General features: G+C 68.6%; 17 protein-coding genes. 13 read left to right on the forward strand and 4 right to left on the reverse strand.

The window, feature by feature from the left end; genetic code table 11:
• Positions 1–44: 44 nt before the first annotated feature.
• Positions 45–188, forward strand: coding sequence for a hypothetical protein (locus ACFORO_RS28320; RefSeq protein WP_377872098.1), 144 nt, complete (start codon positions 45–47; stop codon positions 186–188).
• Here the strand turns inward: ACFORO_RS28320 and ACFORO_RS28325 are convergent.
• Entirely contained in the window at positions 185–1189 is a 1005-nt protein-coding gene (locus ACFORO_RS28325) for a stage II sporulation protein M (RefSeq protein ID WP_377872099.1), read from the reverse strand. The two genes, ACFORO_RS28320 and ACFORO_RS28325, sit on opposite strands and share 4 nt — an antisense overlap.
• A gap of 66 nt (positions 1190–1255) precedes the next feature.
• Here ACFORO_RS28325 and ACFORO_RS28330 point away from each other — a divergent pair, with 66 nt between their 5' ends.
• Genes ACFORO_RS28330 through nudC form a run of 6 tightly spaced genes read left to right on the forward strand, consistent with a single transcriptional unit; the run spans position 1256 to position 8414 of the window.
• Complete coding sequence (locus ACFORO_RS28330; protein WP_377872100.1) at positions 1256–2104, forward strand: RDD family protein; 849 nt, start codon at positions 1256–1258, stop codon at positions 2102–2104.
• 4 nt (positions 2105–2108) lie between these two features.
• Positions 2109–3212, forward strand: a complete 1104-nt coding sequence (locus ACFORO_RS28335; protein WP_377872102.1) for a hypothetical protein — start codon at positions 2109–2111, stop codon at positions 3210–3212.
• Positions 3209–4717, forward strand: a complete 1509-nt coding sequence (locus tag ACFORO_RS28340) for a DUF2207 family protein (protein WP_377872103.1) — start codon at positions 3209–3211, stop codon at positions 4715–4717. The genes ACFORO_RS28335 and ACFORO_RS28340 overlap by 4 nt, the downstream gene beginning before the upstream one ends.
• A 9-nt stretch (positions 4718–4726) precedes the next feature.
• Positions 4727–6019, forward strand: coding sequence for a M16 family metallopeptidase (locus tag ACFORO_RS28345; RefSeq protein WP_377872104.1), 1293 nt, complete (start codon positions 4727–4729; stop codon positions 6017–6019).
• Complete coding sequence (locus ACFORO_RS28350) at positions 6016–7407, forward strand: M16 family metallopeptidase (protein WP_377872106.1); 1392 nt, start codon at positions 6016–6018, stop codon at positions 7405–7407. Before ACFORO_RS28345 ends, ACFORO_RS28350 begins: the two co-directional genes overlap by 4 nt.
• On the forward strand, positions 7407–8414 hold the full coding sequence (nudC, locus tag ACFORO_RS28355) for an NAD(+) diphosphatase (protein WP_377872108.1): 1008 nt from the start codon (positions 7407–7409) through the stop codon (positions 8412–8414). The genes ACFORO_RS28350 and nudC overlap by 1 nt, the downstream gene beginning before the upstream one ends.
• Before the next feature lie 3 nt (positions 8415–8417).
• Here nudC and ACFORO_RS28360 read toward each other — a convergent pair whose 3' ends face one another.
• Positions 8418–9284, reverse strand: coding sequence for a pentapeptide repeat-containing protein (locus ACFORO_RS28360; protein ID WP_377872109.1), 867 nt, complete (start codon positions 9282–9284; stop codon positions 8418–8420).
• 190 nt (positions 9285–9474) lie between these two features.
• On the opposite strand from ACFORO_RS28360, the gene ACFORO_RS28365 reads away from it, so the two are divergent.
• From ACFORO_RS28365 to ACFORO_RS28390, 6 genes are read left to right on the forward strand one after another with little or no spacing between them, the layout of a single operon-like run.
• A complete protein-coding gene (locus tag ACFORO_RS28365) occupies positions 9475–10704 on the forward strand; it encodes an ROK family transcriptional regulator (protein ID WP_377872111.1) in 1230 nt (409 codons plus the stop codon).
• Positions 10705–10729: 25 nt separating this feature from the next.
• On the forward strand, positions 10730–12106 hold the full coding sequence (locus ACFORO_RS28370; protein WP_377872113.1) for an extracellular solute-binding protein: 1377 nt from the start codon (positions 10730–10732) through the stop codon (positions 12104–12106).
• On the forward strand, positions 12103–13092 hold the full coding sequence (locus ACFORO_RS28375; protein ID WP_344288496.1) for a carbohydrate ABC transporter permease: 990 nt from the start codon (positions 12103–12105) through the stop codon (positions 13090–13092). Before ACFORO_RS28370 ends, ACFORO_RS28375 begins: the two co-directional genes overlap by 4 nt.
• The gene (locus ACFORO_RS28380) at positions 13089–13979 is read left to right on the forward strand and encodes a carbohydrate ABC transporter permease (protein WP_377872114.1); all 891 of its coding nucleotides are present in this window, start codon (positions 13089–13091) and stop codon (positions 13977–13979) included. The genes ACFORO_RS28375 and ACFORO_RS28380 overlap by 4 nt, the downstream gene beginning before the upstream one ends.
• On the forward strand, positions 13976–15241 hold the full coding sequence (locus ACFORO_RS28385) for a 6-phospho-beta-glucosidase (RefSeq protein ID WP_377872116.1): 1266 nt from the start codon (positions 13976–13978) through the stop codon (positions 15239–15241). Before ACFORO_RS28380 ends, ACFORO_RS28385 begins: the two co-directional genes overlap by 4 nt.
• Entirely contained in the window at positions 15238–16218 is a 981-nt protein-coding gene (locus ACFORO_RS28390; RefSeq protein ID WP_377872117.1) for an N-acetylglucosamine kinase, read from the forward strand. The genes ACFORO_RS28385 and ACFORO_RS28390 overlap by 4 nt, the downstream gene beginning before the upstream one ends.
• Before the next feature lie 44 nt (positions 16219–16262).
• Here the strand turns inward: ACFORO_RS28390 and ACFORO_RS28395 are convergent, their stop codons facing one another.
• Both ACFORO_RS28395 and ACFORO_RS28400 read right to left on the reverse strand, forming a co-directional pair.
• Positions 16263–16772: an SRPBCC domain-containing protein gene (locus ACFORO_RS28395; protein ID WP_377872118.1), complete on the reverse strand. Its 510-nt coding sequence runs from the start codon at positions 16770–16772 to the stop codon at positions 16263–16265.
• Entirely contained in the window at positions 16769–17110 is a 342-nt protein-coding gene (locus ACFORO_RS28400) for an ArsR/SmtB family transcription factor (RefSeq protein WP_354744763.1), read from the reverse strand. The genes ACFORO_RS28395 and ACFORO_RS28400 overlap by 4 nt, the downstream gene beginning before the upstream one ends.
• Positions 17111–17362 lie beyond the last annotated feature (252 nt).

The raw sequence follows: 17362 nt of genomic DNA on the forward strand, positions 1-17362 counted from the left end.
CACTAGAATAAAAGAAGAAACCATCCGTGGCTTACACGGAAATCATGACAGGGTCGAAAGAACAGGCGATGACCTTCGTCGCGCAACACCCGGTCCCCAACGACCTCCTGGATTCCGTCGAGAACCTCAACGACGTCCGAGCCGCCGAGCTGATCCCGCCCGACGACCCCCGTGCGACCGGACGCTAGCCAGCCTCCGGCAGAGCGTCCCCAGCCGCCCGCCGGTCGACATCCCCAGTCTCTCCGTCCAGCGCGGCCCGCCGCCCCAGCGTGAACACGTACGTCAGGAACAGCAGCTCCACCACCGCCCCGATGCCGATTCGCAGCCACGTCGGCCAGCCGGACGGTGTCACGAACGCCTCGATCACGCCCGACACCAGCAGCACGCACGCCAGCCCCAGCGCTATCACCACCACTGACCGGCCTTGCTCGGCCAGCGCCGCGCTTCGCGATCGACGGCCCGGGTCCACCACGGTCCAGCCGAGCTTCAGACCGGTCCCGGCCGCGATGAACACCGCCGTCAGTTCCAGCAGGCCGTGCGGCAGCAGCAGTCCCAGCAGGACGTCGCCGCGGCCGGCGGAGGACATCAGGCCGATCGCGATCCCGGCGTTCAGCGAGTTCATCCACAGCGCGGCGATCACCGGCAGGCCCAGCGCGACGCCCAGGAACAGGCAGGTCGCGGCCACCCAGGCGTTGTTCGTCCACACCTTCGCCGCGAAGGACGCCGCGGGGCCGGTCGAGTAGTACGTCTCGTATTGGCCGCCCGGTGCGGTCATCGCGTGCACCTCGTCCGGCGACACCAGCGACGCGCGCACGTCCGGGTCGCCCGCGATCCACACGCCCAGCACCGCCATCACCGCGACCGACAGCAGCGCCGCCGGGATCCACCAGCGGCGGCTCAGGTACACCGCGGCCGGGAACCGCCGGGTGAAGAACAGCCCGACCTCGCGCCACGCCGGGCTGTGCGAGCCGGCCACCGCCGAACGGCCGCGGGCGACCAGCGCCGACAGCCTCGCCAGCAGGGCCGGGTCGGGCGCGGTCGAGCGGATCATCGACAGATGCGTCGCTGCGCGTTGATACAGCGTGACCAGCTCGTCTGCCTCCTGGCCGGTCAGCCTGCGCCGTCCGGCGAGCTCGCCGAGCCTGCTCCATTCGGCACTGTGCGCCGCGACGAACACATCGACGTCCACCGGCCACCTCCCTCGTCCGCCAGGATAGTGGCACCGGCGCCCGCGTCGGCGCTCTACGCTGGCCTCGTGCAGGAAGAGTCCGATCTCGTCACCGGTGAGGCCGTCGTCCTCGACCTGCGGGTGGCGAAGCTCGCCAGCCGCGCGGTCGCGATGCTGCTCGACGTCCTCGTCCAGGCCGCGTTGCTGCTGCTGGTGTTCGTCATGCTGATGCTGACCGCGGGGTCGTTCGACTCGGCGCTCACCGTCGCGCTGATGCTGACCACGTTCATGCTGGTCGTGATCGGCTACCCGGTGCTGTTCGAAACGCTCAGCCGCGGCCGTTCGCTCGGCAAACTCGCGCTCGGCCTGCGCGTGGTTCGCCTCGACGGCGGTCCGATCAGCTTCCGGCACGCGCTGACCCGCGCGCTCGCGGGCTTCTTCGTCGACTTCTGGGCGCTCGGCTTCCTCGGCGCGGTGGCCGTCATCGTGTCGCTGACGTCGTCGAACGGCCGCCGCGTCGGCGACTACCTCGCCGGGACCCTCGTGATCCGCGAACGCGTGCCGCAGTCCGCGCAGGCGATTCTCATGGTGCCGCCCGGCCTCGAGGCGTGGGCCGCGCACTTCGACCTCAGCGGACTCACCGACGACCTCGCCATGGCCTCCCGCCAGTACCTCGGCCGCTACCACGAACTGCGCCCGGAAGCGGCCGCGTCGCTCGGCTTCGGCCTGGCACAGCAGGTTTCGGCGGCGATCGGCGTACCGCTGCCGCACGGGATGCCGCCGTGGGTCTTCCTCACCGCCGTGCTCGCCGAACGCCGCAACCGCGATCACGCCCGGCTCGCGCCGATGCAGTACGGCCCGCCCGCCTACGCGCCGCCGCCGGTTCAACCCCCGGCGCCGCCGAGGTCCGACAACCCCTTCACCCCGCCGAGCTGAGGACATGCTCGCCGACGACGTCACCGTCACCACTGCCCAGGACGGTCAGCTCACGGTCATCGAGCGCATCGTCACCGACGCCCCCGCCGTCCATCGCATCGCCGAGCGCGTACCCGTCACTGACGACGAGGACCGGCTTTACTCGGTCACTGACCTGCATCTTTCCGGGGCTGTCAGTGCGAACGGAACGACGATCATGGTCACCGGTCCGGCCACCATTTCGTACACAGTGGACGGCGCGGTCGCCGCCGGGCAGGTTCGGTTTCAGCTCACTGGCGGCTGGGATCGTACGGTCGATCGGGTCACTGCCGCCTTCAGCGCGCCGGGAGTGTCCGCCGCGGATTGCTACGCCGGTCAGCCGGGATCGTCTCGGCAGTGCACTTTCTCCGAACTCCGGAGCGGGGGAGCGCATGCCGAACAGAACGTTCTGCGCCAAGGGGATCGGATCGATCTGGCCGTCCAAACCGGGCCGCTGCCGGAGAACGCCCGGTTTGTCCCGACTGGACCGTTGGCCGCCTTCGCACCGGGATTTCCTTCTGCCCTCAGCGGTCTTGCGTTAGTGCTCTACCTGCTCGTCGGTGCCGGTGTGCTGCGTCGCCGCACCAGGCTGCGTGGTGAACTCGACCTCACCGGCACGGTCCTCGATCTCGTCGCCCGAGGGCATCTGCACATCGCCGACGGTCAGGTCAGCCATGGCGAAGCCGATCCGCTCACGCCGTTCGAACAAGCGGTCAAGACAGCCTTCCCGCCGGGGCCGCTCGCTGCCGCACGGCCGGATCAGGCGGAACTGCGCACCCTTCTCGACGCCGAAGCGCATCGCCATGGCTGGCTGTCCACGAGGCAACCGCACGTCCGCCGAGCCGGGCTCATCCTGGCCGCTGCGGGCGTCGTGACGACCGTCGTCCTCGCCCTCACCGTCGGCGAGGCGCTGATCGGCGTCGCGCTCCTGGTCGCTGGAATCGCCACCTTCCTAGCCGCTCCGCTGGTTCACACCCGCCGTGGCCGTGCGTTGAGGAGCCCGACGGGGCGGGCCGAATCTCCGTTGGCGGCAGAGATCGGCGCGATCCAGGCCATGGCCGAACGGCGCTCGGCGGTGGCCGCGCAATGAAACTCGCCGCCCTGCTGCTGATCCCGTTCCTCTCCGCGGCGCCGGACCAGCCGTCGCTGCCCGGCCTGCCGCAAAGCGTCGAAGTAGCGCTGAAGGTCCAGCACGACGGCAGCCTGTCCGTCACCGAAGCAGTCTCAGTACCGCGCGACACCTCCATGACCCGCACGATCCCGTTGCGCGCCAACGCCCGCGTGCTCGGCATCCGCGACATCAGCATTGAAGGCGCGGGCAACGCCGAATCCGGCAACGACCAGGTGACCTTCTACCTGCGCGGCGGAACGTCCGTGCTCCGGTACACAGTGGACGGTGCGGTCGGCACGAGTCTTGGCGTCGAGCACGTGACCTGGGATGTGGCCGGTGGCTGGGACACCCGCCTCGAACTGGTCCGCGCGACCTTCGCCGCACCCGCCATCCCCGATGCGCTCAACTGCCTCGCCGGTCCGCCCGACTCGACGTCCCGCTGCGGCGCCGCGCAAATCGACCACTCCGGCCTGACCCGCGTCTCGGTACCGAACCTCCAGCCCGGCTCGCGCGTACAGCTGACCGCCGAACTCCCTGGCGGCACAGTCGCCGCGACAGAGCACCTCATCCCCAGCGGCCCCTTCGCCGCGACCGCGCCGGTGTGGTGGGCATGGCTGGCCTTCGCCGCGCTGTCGATCGCTGGTGCCGTCACAGTCTTCGTACGCCGCCGACGCGACCGACAGCCCGGCCGAGCCACTCCCGTGCAGCTTCTCGACAACGGCCGCTTCTCTTCGCCGGACGGCGTACTCCCTGGACACGTAGGACTGCTACTCACCGGACGCGTCAGTTCCGTCGACCTAGCCGCGACAGTGCTCGACCTATGCGTCCGTAACTACCTATGGGTCACCGAAGACGGTCCGCACAGCTGGGTCCTCGTACGCCGCAACCCGCCCGACGAACACCTGACCGCCTTCGATCGCGCGGTCTACGCAGCCGCTGCGCCGGGCGAAGCCGCGACACTCGCCGAAGTCCGCGAAGCAGGCGTACGCGAGCTAGTAGCGGACACGGTCCGTCGCGGTTGGCGCTCCCCGAAGCGGCTGTCGAAGATCGGCCCGCGGCTATGTGGGTACGGCGTCTTCCTCACCGTCCTGCTGGCCTTCACCGTCGGTTACGCACAACTCGGGTTGGTGCTTCTCGCCACCGGCGTCGCCGTGACGGCCGCCGCGCGCCTTCTCCCGGAGCGCACGAAGGCTGGCCTAGACCTCCGAGACCGCCTTCTCGGCCTCAACGCGCAGCTGCGCGCGATGGAAGCGCCAGACGACGAACTGCTCGTCTCTCGCGCGCTCCCGTACGCGTACGCGCTGGGCGAAGCGGACGCTTGGCTAGTTAACGCTTGTTCGCTGTCGGCGTACTGGTACGGCGCCTCGGGTGAGGACGCTGTGCCGTTGGTGCGGACCAGGGGATTCGTGGCCGCACTGACCGTCGCGTTCGAGGGCGCGAGGCACCTCCGACCGGACGAGCCCAAGACGCCCGCGCCTGCGTAGGGTGGAGGCATGGCCGATCCCGAGCTCTTCCGTTTCACGATCGACAACGGTCTGCGCGTGGTGCTCGCTCCTGACCCGACCGCGCCGGTGGTCGGGGTCAGCGTGCACTACGACGTGGGCTTCCGCTCCGAGCCGGAGGGGCTGACCGGTTTCGCGCACCTCTTCGAGCACCTGATGTTCCAGGGCAGCGAAAGCCTGGAGAAACTGGCGCACTTCCGGCACGTGCAGTCCAGCGGCGGCACCTTCAACGGTTCCACGCACCCGGACTACACCGACTACTACGAGGTGCTGCCCGCGGCCGCGCTGGAACGCGCGCTGTTCCTCGAGGCCGACCGGATGCGCGCGCCGAAGCTGACCGCGGAGAACCTGGCGAACCAGATCGAGGTCGTCAAGGAGGAAATCCGGCTGAACGTGCGCAACCGGCCGTACGGCGGATTCCCGTGGATCCTGCTTCCGCCGGTGCTGTACTCCACCTTCGCCAACGCGCACGACGGCTACGGCGCCTTCGAAGACCTCGAGGGCGCGACGCTGGACGACTGCGCCGCCTTCTTCGACACCTTCTACTCGCCGGCCAACGCGGTGCTGACCGTCGCGGGCGACTTCGAGGTGGAGGACGCGAAGGCGCTCGTCGAGAAGCACTTCGGCGACGTCCCGCACCGGCCCGCCCCGGTCCGCCCGTCGTTCGCCGAGCCGCTGCCGACGACGCAGCTGCTGGGCGAGCACACCGACGCGCACGCGCCGCTGCCCGCGCTGGCCGTGGGCTACCGGATGCCGGACCCGATCAACGACCTCGACGGCTACCTCGCGTACCTGGTGCTGGCCGGCGTACTCACCGACGGTGACGGTTCGCGGCTGCAGCAGCGGCTGGTGCACGTCGAGCCGCTGGTGGTCGACATCGGTGCGGGCGCCGGGCTGTTCGGCCCGTTCGAGGCGCGCGATCCGGACACGTTCACCATCACCGCGATCCACCCGCCGGAGGTGCCGCGCGAGCGCGTGCTCGCCGCGCTGGACGAGGAGCTGGAGAAGCTCGCGTCCACGCCGCCGGACGCCCACGAACTGAAGAAGGTCACCGCGCGCTGGGCGGCGAGCCTGCACGCGGAGCACGACCGGCTCGTGTCGCGCACGCTGGCGCTCGGCGCGTTCGAACTGCTTTACGGCGACGCGTCGCTGGTCTACCAGCTCGCCGACCGCCTGTCCGCGGTCTCCGGCGAAGCTGTGTCGGCGGCGGCGAAGGCGCTGCGCCCGGACGCGCGCGCCGTGCTCGTCGTGAAGCCCGCAAGCACCGAAGGGACGGAACAGTGACCTCGGCTGAACAGGTCAAAGCCGCACACCGCAGCGCCGAGGAGATCGGCCGCACCGCCACCGGACCGCGCCCGCTGCCCGAACTGGGCCGCCAGCGCGCCGCCGCCGATCTGTCCCATGTGGACACGACGCTCTCCAACGGGCTGCGCGTGCTCGCGGTGCGCAAGGCGAGCGTCCCGATGGTCGAACTGCGGCTGTGGATCCCGTTCGCGGGCGAGGACCGGATGCACGCGGCCACCGCGGAGGTGCTCGCGGAGACCGTGCTCACCGGCACCGCGCGGCGCGACCGGGTGGAAATCGACGCCGAGGTCGCGCTGATCGGCGGCGACCTGAGCGCGGGCGTGGACCCGGAGCGGCTGTACTTCGGCGGCACCGCGCTGTCCGACGGCCTGCCGACGCTGCTGGACGTGCTCGGCGACGTGCTCACCGGTGCCACGTACGGCGAAACGGAGGTCGCGCGCGAGCGGGAGCGGCTGATCGAGCGCATCGCGGTGTCGCGCACGCAGCCGCGCACCATCGCGCGCGAAGCACTGCAGAAGCACCGCTATGGCGACCACCCGGCGACCCGCGAGGTCCCGCAGGCCGAGGACGTCGCCGAGGTGACCGCCGAGCAGGTGCGCGCGCTGCACAACGCCTCGGTGCTGCCGCGCGGTGCCGTGCTCGTTCTGGTCGGAGACCTTGACCCGCAAGAGGTTCCGGCCGAACTGGAGCGTGCGCTCGGCGGCTGGAAGTCGGACCGCTCGGCCGTGGTGCTGCCGCCGCTGCCCGCGCTGACCGGCGGCAACGTCCTGCTGGTCCCGCGCGCCGGCGCCGTGCAGTCGCAGATCCGGCTGTCCGCGCAGACGGTGCCGCGCACCGACCCGCGGTACCCGGCGCTGCAGCTGGCGAACCTGGCGTTCGGCGGGTACTTCTCCTCGCGGCTGGTCGAGAACATCCGCGAGGACAAGGGATACACCTACGGTGCGCACTCGGGCTTCGAGTTCACCGGTGACAGCGCGGTGGTCAATGTGGACGCGGACACGGCCAACGAGGTCACCGCGGCGGCGTACCTGGAAACCCGGTACGAGCTGTTCCGGCTCGGCACCGTGCCGCCGACCTCCGAAGAGGTCGAATCGGTGCGGCAGTACGCGATGGGCTCGCTCGTCACCGGCACGTCGTCGCAGGGCGGGCTCGCCGGGCAGCTGATGGCGCTGGCGTCGAACGGCCTCGGCATCGAGTGGCTGCAGAGCCACCCGGAGCGGCTCGCGGCGGTCACCGAGGAACAGGTCGCCGAAGCGGCGGCGGAGTTCTTCGCGCCGGGCGGGTTCACCGGCGTCGTGGTCGGCGACGCGGACCTGCTCGCGCCGAAGCTGGCCGCGCTCGGAGTTTCGGCAAGCGAGAAGGACTGATGAGCGTTCCGTTCGAACTGGGGGCACTGCCGACGCTGTCGCGTTCCACAGTGGACCGTCAGGAAACCTTGCGCACCAACCCGGAGCGGCTCGCCGCGAAATGGTCGGAAGCCCGCGTGGTGCTGCTCGACGACACCGGCCGCACGCCGGTCGTCGAGGGCGGCTCCGCGCTGGCCACCCGCAAGGCGATGAATTTCGGCACCGAACCGCCCGCCGACGCGGTGTTCCTCGGCGAGTGGGAAGACATCGACTACTGGTCGCTGCCCGGCAGCATCGAGGGCGACGTCGACAGCGTGCGGCTGGCGGGCAGCTGGGGCGTGATCGAAGAGGTGCCGCGCGCCAACGGTGAGCTGTGGGTCGAGCTGCGCGGATACGGCGAGCAGCTGGACGACACGTCGGCCGGGCTGTTCACCACCGCGCAGGCATTGCGGCACTGGCGGCGGCAGTCGCGCTTCTGCACCCGCGACGGCTCGCCGACGCAGCTGACCCAGTTCGGCTGGGCCAGCCGCTGCGAAGCCAAGGGACACGAGGAATACCCGCGCACCGACCCGGCGGTGATCTGCCTGGTGCACGACCTCGACGGAGTCAACGGCTCGCACGTGCTGCTCGCGCGGCAGCCGATGTGGCCGCCGGACCGGTACTCGGTGCTCGCCGGATTCGTGGAAGCGGGGGAGTCCCTGGAGGGCTGCGTCGTCCGCGAAATCCGCGAGGAGGCCGGGATCGAGGTGGGCGACGTGCGGTATCTCGGCAGCCAGCCGTGGCCGTTCCCGCGCTCGATCATGCTGGGCTTCACCGCACGCGCGGACCGCGAAGCGCCGCTGGTTCCGGCTGACGGCGAGATCGAGGAAGCGCTGTGGGTGTCCCGGGAGGACGTTCGGGCCGCGTTCCGAAACGCCGGGACCGGGGTGCCGACGCCGATCGCCGGTGGCGCGTCGAATCTGTTGCTGCCGGGGAATTCGTCGATCGCCCGGGTGATGTTGAAGGCATGGGCGGAAGCTGAGGAGTGACGATCAGGTGCGGGCCGCTTCGCATTCGGCGATGCGCGCCCGCACCCGTTCGTTCCCGGCGAGCTCGTCGGAAAGCTTGGTATCGCGGTAAATCCTCGCCGACACGAGCTGATCCGCGGTCAATCCCCATGCCCCGCGCAGATTCGCGCCGAGCAATTTCGCGTTGTCCATCTTCGCGCCGGTCAGGTTGGCCTCTTCCAGGTCGGTGTTCTCGAAATCCGCCGACCGCAGGTCCGCCCGGATGAAATCGGCTCCGCCCAGCAGCGCCGCCTCGAAGTCCACTCGCCGCAACTGTCCGTTTTGGAACTTCCCCCGGCGCAGTTCGACCCGGCGCAGGTCCAGTCGCGGTTCGCCGTCCCGGATCGGGCGGCGGCACAGCACCGTCACCGCGGCCTGCAGATCCTCTGGCGGCCTCGGCGCGGCTGAGTCAGTCCCCGGCGACCGGTGCCGCAGGAACGCGGCGAGCACCTCGAGCACGGTGTCGTGGTCGGCCTCGCTGTCGCGCAGGATGCGTTCAAGGCTGTAGATCCCGCCGATCCGCTGGTCAGTGTTGGCGTCGCCGAGCAGTTTGATCGCCTCGACGTACCGGCCGGTCAGCTGTTCCTGCCGGTGCAGATCGAACAGCTTCTGCGTGTGCCGGTGGTTCTTGTGCGTGTAGAGCAGGCCGAGCCCGCCGACGACCCCGGCCCCGATCGCGACCAGCGTCGTGCGGAACCCGGTGACCACCGCGCCGTCGGCCGGTTGCAGATCGCGCTCGCGCAGATGGCTGCCGTCGAGCCACCACGGTCCGCGCCACAGCAGCAGCGCGAAGACGACGAGGGCGAGCACGCCCCCGGCAACGGCCATCGCCTGTTTGGTCCTCGGTGTCATGGACCACATGATGCCGTTGGTCTGGACCGCGCACGGTCCGCGCTCGCCCGATCACCCTGTGCCGGTCGCTGACATCCCGCGGTATCAAGCCGTTACCCCGCCGTTTCCCTAGCCCATTGACGGCGTGTGGCCGCGCTCACTACAGTCCGGGAAAACCGTCTGTAAAGTTTCCTAATAAAGGAGCAGCCAGGTGCGAGCCGGCAGTCCGCGAACGTTGCGCGAGATGAACGACCGCGCGGCGATCGAGGCGTTGCTGCGGAACGGGCCGCTCACGCGGGCCGAGCTCGAGGCCGCCATCGGGTTGTCCAAACCGGCCACCGCGCAGTTGCTCACCCGGCTTGAGCAGGACAATCTCGTCGGCAAGGCGGGGGAGCGGGCCGGTGGCGGACGCGGGCCGCGCGCGCAGTTGTGGGCGGTCAACGGCGGGCTCGCGCACGTCGCGGCCGTCGATCTCACCCCGCGGGTCGCGGACTTCGTGGTCGCCGACGTCGCCGGGGCCGTGCTCGCCGAGTACCGCGTGCAGCTTCCGGTGGCCGAGGGCGCGGACGTCGTCGGGTCGTTCGGGCAGGCGCTGCGCCGGGTCACCAAGGCCGCGGGCATGCAGCTCGACGATCTGGCCAATGTGGTCATCGGCGCGCAGGGCGCGTTCGACCCGCGCACCGGGTTGCTGTCCTCGGCCCCGCACATCCCGGGCTGGCTCGGGTTCGACGTGCCGGCGCGGCTGAGCGACGAACTCGGCGTCACGGTCAAGATCGAGAACGACGTAAACCTTGTCGCGGTTGAGGAAATGACCGTCGGCAACGCGCAGGACGTCGACGACTTCGTGCTGGTCTGGCTGTCCGAAGGCGTCGGCGGCGCGGTCGTGATCGGACGGCGGCTGCTGCGCGGCGCGACCGGTGGCGGCGGCGAGATCGACTGGATGCGCGTTCCCGATCCGGCCACTGTGGACACTGGCGACAGCTGGCCGTCCGCCGGTGCGCGGTTCGGAAACCTGGTCGACTCGTCCGCGATCACCCGGCTCGCCAAGGCGCACGGCATCTCCGCGGACAGCGGCTGGGACGCCGTGGCCCAGGCGCGGCACACGGCACACCAAGGGTTTCTGGACGATCTCGCGCGCCGCGTCGCCAGCGGAGTCGCGAGCCTCGTCGCGGTCGCCGACCCGCAGCTCATCCTGTTGTGCGGCGAGACCAGCCGCGCCGGCGGCGACGAGTTCGCCGGGATCGTCGCTGAGAAGCTGCACGAACTGGTCCTGCCGCGCACGCCCGTCGGCGTCGCTTCGGTGCAGGGCAACGCGGTGCGCGCCGGTGCGCTGCAGTCCGCGCTCGCCACCGCCCGTGAGGACGTCTTCGGCGTCGTCACCCCCACGCTCCTCGGGCCGCGTCGGTCCGCGGGAGAGCAAGCCCCGTCCCCGACCGAGTAGACCCACCCGAAGGACAGGAGGGTTCATGTCCGCTCCCACCCGCATCCGGAGAATCGCGCGCAAGCGCGGGTCTCTGCTGCTCAGCGCCGTCGCGGCGAGCACGCTGCTGGCCACCGCCGCGTGCGGTGCCGCCGCGCCCGCAGGCGGCGGCGACGCCGCGGCTCCGCCGAACAAGGACGACAAGCTCACCATCACCGTCTACAGCAAGTTCACCGACCGCGAGTACGGCGTGGTCACGAAGGCGCTGGACAAGCTCAAGGCGAAGTTCCCCAACATCACCATCAAGCACGAGGGGAACCAGGACGACGACAAGCTCACCCAGTCGATCCGCGGCGGGAACCCGCCGGACGTGGCGATCTCGTTCTACACCGACAACCTCGGCGCGTGGTGCTCGACGGGCAGCTTCCAGGACCTGAAGCCCTACATCGACCGCGACAAGATCGATCTCGAGCAGATCCCGCAGGCGGTCCGTGATTACACGTCCTACCAGGGCAAGCGGTGCGCGATGCCGATGCTCGCCGACGTGTACGGGTTCTTCTACAACAAGACGCAGTTCGCGGCCAAGGGCATCGCGGGCCCGCCGAAGAACACCACGGAGCTGTTCGAGGACGTCAAGAAGCTCACCGAGTTCAACCCGGACGGTTCGATCAAGACCGCGGGCTTCCTGCCGTCGATGCCGTTCTACGCCAACCAGGCGCAGTACTGGGCACCGAACTTCGGGGCCAAGTTCATCGGCCCGGACGGCAAATCGTCGCTCGCTTCCAGCCCCGGCTGGAAGGAGATGTTCGAATTCCAGAAGAAGCTCATCGACTTCTACGGCGGGCACGAGAAGGTCGAGAAGTTCAAGGCCGGGCTCGGTGACGAATACTCGAAGGACAACGGCTTCCAGTCCGGCAAGCTGTCGATGATCTACGACGGCGAGTTCCGCACCGCGTTCCTCAAGGACCAGATGCCTTCGCTCGACTACGGCACCGCGCCCGCTCCGGTGCTCGACAGCCTGGCCGGCCAGTACGGCGGCGGGTTCGGCACCGGCACGATCATCGCGATCCCGAAGGGCGCGAAGAACCCCGGCGCGGCGTGGGAGCTGATCAAGCAGGCCTCGCTCGACACCGACACCCTTGTCGAGATGGCGAATGGCCTGAACAACGTGCCCAGCACCAAGGATTCGCTGAGCTCGCCGAATCTGAAGATGCCGCCGCAGTTCAAGACCTTCACCGACATCTACAACAGCGGCAAGCTGGTCGCCAACCCGACCACGCCGATCGGCGACGCGTTCCTCAAGGCGGTCAACGACTTCGCCGAGAAGTGGCAGGCCGGGTCGGTTCCCGATCTGGACGCGGGCCTGAAGAAGGTCGACGCGCAGATCAACGACGAATTGGCGCAGAAGGGCGCCGGCGGATGACCACGCTGACCGCGGCGGAATCCGGAACCTCCTCCGCGCCGAACCAGGCGCGGAGGGGGTCTCCCCGGGCCAAGCGCAGGCGCACGGTGTTCTGGTTCATGGCGCCGGCGACCCTCGGGTTCCTCATTTTCTTCGCCTACCCGCTCGGCGCGACGCTGTTCTACTCGTTCACCCGCTACGACCTGATCAACCCTCCACAGTGGATCGGGTTCGACAACTACGTGCGCATGTTCACCAGTGAACCGCTGGTGAAAACGGCTGCGTACAACACGTTGTGGCTGGTGATCATCCTGACGATCTGCCGGGTGCTGTTCTCGCTCGGCGTCGCGTCGGTGATTTCGCGGCTGAAGAGCGGCGTCGGCATCGTCCGCACGCTCTGCTATCTGCCCGCGCTCGCCCCGCCCGCGGCCGCGACGCTCGCGTTCGTCTTCGTGTTCAACCCGGAATTCGGTCCGGTGAACCGGTTCCTGCGGCTGGTCGGCATCGACGGCGGATTGTGGTTCAACAGCCCGGAAATGTCGAAGCCCGCGCTGACCCTGCTCGCGCTGTGGGGTTCGGGCGAGCTGATGATCATCATCCTGGCCGCGTTGCTGGACGTTCCGCAGGAGCAGTACGAGGCCGCGGAACTCGACGGGGCCGGCCCGATTCGCCGGTTCTGGCACGTGACGCTGCCGTCGATCTCGCCGGTGCTGCTGTTCGGCGTGGTCAACTCGATGATTTACGCGCTGCAGTTCTTCACCCAGGCGATCGTCGCCGCGTCCGCTTCGGCGGGCACAGCTGACGTCGCCGGGAACTCGAAACTGATCGGTGCGCCGGAAAACTCGACGCTGACGTATCCGATCTGGTTGTACGTACAGGGTTTCCGATACTTCAACATGGGCTACGCGGCGGCGATGGCCGTGTTGCTGTTCCTGGTTTCAGCTGGTTTCACCTGGATTCTGGTTCGGCAGATGCGTAAGACGCAACATCAGGAGGACGGGGCATGACGACGCTTTCGGCACCGCCGCGTCCGGCTGCTCCGGTGCATCCGCGGGAGAAGTTCAAGCGGCGCTGGGACAAGAAACTGTCCTTTGTGGCCACGCACGCGGTCGGCATCGCGCTCGGCCTGATCTTCATGCTGCCGCTGCTGTTCGTTTTTCTCACCTCGGTGATGAAGAGCGACCAGGCGATGACCTCGAGCCTGTGGCCGACGGAATGGCATTTCGAGAACTTCGTCGAGGTGTTCCGGAAGGCCCCGTTGCTGGAGTACTTCGGCAACAGCTTCCTGTACTCGGCGCTGGCGACGATCGGGGCGCTGCTCTCGGCGATCCCGGCGGCGTACGGGCTGGCGAAACTCCGGTGGCGCGGGCAAAACCTGTGCTTCATGCTCGTGGTCGTCGCGATGATGCTGCCGCCGCAGGTCACTGTCGTTCCGCTGTACGACCTGTGGGTGCGGCTCGGTTTCACCGGCACGCTGGTGCCGCTCATCGTGCCGTACTTCTTCTTCGACGCCTTCTCGATCTTCCTGCTGCGGCAGTTCTTCCTGACTATTCCGAAGGACTACCTCGAAGCGGCGAAGATCGACGGCTGCAACGAGTTCCGGGTGCTCACGCGGGTGCTGATCCCGATGGCGAAGCCGGGGATCGCGGCCACCGCGATGTTCTGCTTCCTGTTCACCTGGAACGACTATTTCGGCCCGCTGCTCTACACGGGCGAGAACAAAGACAACTGGCCGCTTTCACTGGCGATCGCGTCCTTCCGAGGCATGCACCACGTCGAATGGAACCTCACGATGGCCGCCACCGCGCTGATCATGCTGCCGGTGATCGTGCTGTTCGTGTTCGCGCAGAAGTCGTTCGTCAAGGGCATCACGTTCACGGGAGTCAAGGGATGAAACTGGCAGTGGTCGGCGGTGGGTCCACCTACACGCCGGAGCTGATCGACGGCATCGCCGGACGGCGGGCCTCGCTCGACGTCGACGAGATCGTGCTGATCGACCCGGACGCCTACCGGGTCGAAGCGGTCGGCGATTTCAGCCAGCGGCTGCTGAACCACGCGGGGCATTCGGCCCGCGTGCGCACCACCGCGAATCTGGAGGAGGGCGTCGACGGCGCGTCGGCGGTCCTCATCCAGTTGCGCGTCGGCGGGCAGAAGGCGCGTGCGTCGGACGAGACGTTCCCGCATATGTGCGGTTGTGTCGGCCAGGAGACGACCGGTGCGGGCGGCCTGGCGAAGGCGCTGCGCACGGTGCCGGTGGTGCTCGACATCGCCGAGCGCGTGCGCAAGGTCGCCGGCGACGACACCTGGATCGTCAACTTCACCAATCCGGTCGGCATCGTCACCCGCGCGCTGCTGCAGGAGGGCCACCGGGCGGTCGGCCTGTGCAACGTCGCGATCAACCTGCAGCGCAAGTTCGCGAAGCTGCTCGGCGCGTCGACCGGCGACGTCAAACTGGTCCACACTGGACTGAATCACCTGAGCTGGGAACGCGGCGTCCTGGTCGACGGCGTCGACCGGCTGCCGGAACTCCTTGCCCAGCACGCGGAATACCTCGGCGAAGAGGTCAGCGTGCCGGTCGAGTGGATGCAGCGGATGCAGGCCGTGCCGTCGTACTACCTCAAGTACTACTACTCGCACGACGTGCAGGTCGCGAAGCAGCGGACCGAACGTCCGCGCGCCGAGGTGGTCAGCGACGTCGAGGAAGAATTGCTGAAGATCTACCTCGACCCGGAGCAGGTCACGAAGCCGGAGTCGCTGGAGAAGCGCGGCGGCGCGTACTACTCCGAGGCGGCGGTGCAGCTCGTGCACGCGCTCACCTCCGGCGGTGGCGCCGAGGAGCACGTGGTGAACGTCCGCAACAACGGCACGTTCGACTTCCTGCCGGACGACGCGGTCATCGAGGTTTCGTCCACTGTGGATTCCGCGGGCGCGACCCCGATTCCGCAGGCTCCGGTCGACCCGCGGTTCGCCGGGCTGATCGCCGGAGTCACGGCTTACGAGTACCTGGCCTTGGACGCCGCGATCAAGGGCGGCCGGGACCGGGTCGCGGACGCGCTGCTCGCGCACCCGCTGGTCGGCCAGTACACCAAGGCGGACCAGCTCGCGGACGAACTCGTCGCACGCAACCGGGATTTCCTGCCCTGGGCGCGGGCATGAGCGACACCGTCGTCGCGATCGACGGGGGGAACAGCAAGACCGAGGTGCTGGTGGTTTCGCGGGACGGCGTCGTGCTCGGCGCCTCCCGCGGCCCCGGCGTTTCTCCCCAGCGCGTCGGCGTCGACGGATGTGTCGTCGCACTTGAGGAATTCGTCCAGGAAGCCCTCCTTGCCGGTGGGCTTTCGACCGAGCCGCCGTTCGCCGTGCACACCTCGGCGTACCTGGCCGGTCTCGACTTCCCCCGGGAAGAAGAGGCACTGCACCAGGCTTTGTCGGCCCGCGGCTGGAGCTCCACTTTGGACGTCGGCAACGACGTGCTCGCTTTGCTGCGGGCTGGAAGTTCCGACGGCACCGGGGTAGCAGTGGTGTGCGGCGCGGGAATCAACGGCGCTGGCTTCGCCCCGGACGGTCGTTCTTACCGGTTTCCCGCGCTGGGCAAAGTGTCCGGCGACTGGGGCGGCGGCTACCGGCTGGGCGAGGAAGCCCTGTGGTGGGCTGTCCGAGCGGAAGACGGACGCGGTCCGCGAACTGCGTTGGAATCGGCTGTCGCGGAGTACTTCGGTGCTTCGAAACTGCTGGATGTGGTGCAGGGCTTGCACTTCGAGGAGATCGATGCCGCCTCGATCCACGGCCTCTGCCCGCTGTTGTTCGAGGTGGCCGCGTCCGGTGACGAGGTCGCGCAGGACGTGGTGACGCGGTTCGCCGAGGAGGTAAGCCTGCTGGTGGCCGCGATCATGCGCCGCCTGGACCTCACGACGTCCGCTCCGGAGGTCATCCTCGGCGGCGGCGTGCTGACCGGCGTCGGTGAATCGGTGATCGCGGACATCGAACGCCGCTGCCTGAAGGTGGCCCCGCGGGCGCAAGTGCGCGTAGTGGAGGTGAACCCGGTGGTCGGAGCCGCACTGTTCGGTTTGGACAAACTCGGCGCTTCTGACTCCGCGAAAGCCGCGCTGAAGGCTGCGACGCAACGCGCGTGACAATGGGGTGGCTGCCCGAGCAAGGCAGCCACCCCATTCTCGGGTCAGGCCGCGATGCCCTTGCCGGTCTCCAGGACCGACTTCAGGTCGGACAGGATCCACGCCCAGCCGCCGCCCGCGTTCTCGCCCGGACCGGCGTTGACGTCCTCGTGCTGGCCGGACACGAGAGCCGCGTGGTTGGGCGCGCCGGTGACGTCGTGGGTGACGGTGAGCCGGGTGCCCGCAGTCTGCGTTTGCTCGATGTCGTAGGTGACCGTGGTGTACGGCTCCGCGACGAGACTCGGATCCATCTGCAGTTTCCACGTGACCACCAGCTTGCGCGGCGGATCGACCTCCAGCACTTCGCCGTCGAGGAGGTCGCTGGTGAACCCTGAGTCGATGAACTCCTGGGTCGGCTTGGTGCGGTGCTTGCCGCCGCGCGTGAGGTCGTAGTCGGCCAGTCCGGTGTAGCCGTATTTCTGGGTCCATTCCGGCTTCGTGATGGCGTCCCACACCGCCTGCGGGGTGGCCTTGATGTACACGCGGTTGACCTGCACGGTCGTGGTCTCGCTCATTTTCCGGGCTCCTTATAGGTTTCTTCGGCTTCGAGCTGGGCTTTGAGGCCCAGCAGCGCCGAGGTGTGGTGTGCGGTGTACTTGTCGATCCAGCGGTCGTGGATCTGCCGGATCGGGATCGGGTTCAGGAAATGCCGCTTCTCCCGCCCCTCCTTACGCGAGGTGACCAGCTCGGCCTCCTCGAGCAGCTTGAGGTGTTTCATCACCCCGAACCGGGACATGTCCACTTCGGACTCCAGCTCGGTGAGCGTGCGGCCGTCACGCGCGTAGAGCAGGTCGAGCAGGAACCGGCGGGTCGGATCCGCCAGAGCCTTGAAAACCAGGTCCTCGTCGGGCACGCACCGAGAATAGGTGACCAAAAGGTCACATGTCAACTGGGCGGGCCGATGGTTCGGGAGCGGGCTTGATTCGCGGTGCGTCTGCTTCTTCAAACGTCCGTGAGGGGCCCCTTGTGGGAATCAGATTCCCTCAAGGAGTCCTTCACGGACGGCTGCGGAGGCCGGATGGGTGCCTGCCGAAACCTCGTCGCGATGTCGGGGCGAGGAGCGAAAACGGCGGCGGCGGGACTTCATCCGAGTGAAGTCCCGCCG

It is taken from the genome of Amycolatopsis halotolerans (assembly GCF_042647905.1).
Taxonomy (GTDB): domain Bacteria; phylum Actinomycetota; class Actinomycetes; order Mycobacteriales; family Pseudonocardiaceae; genus Amycolatopsis; species Amycolatopsis halotolerans.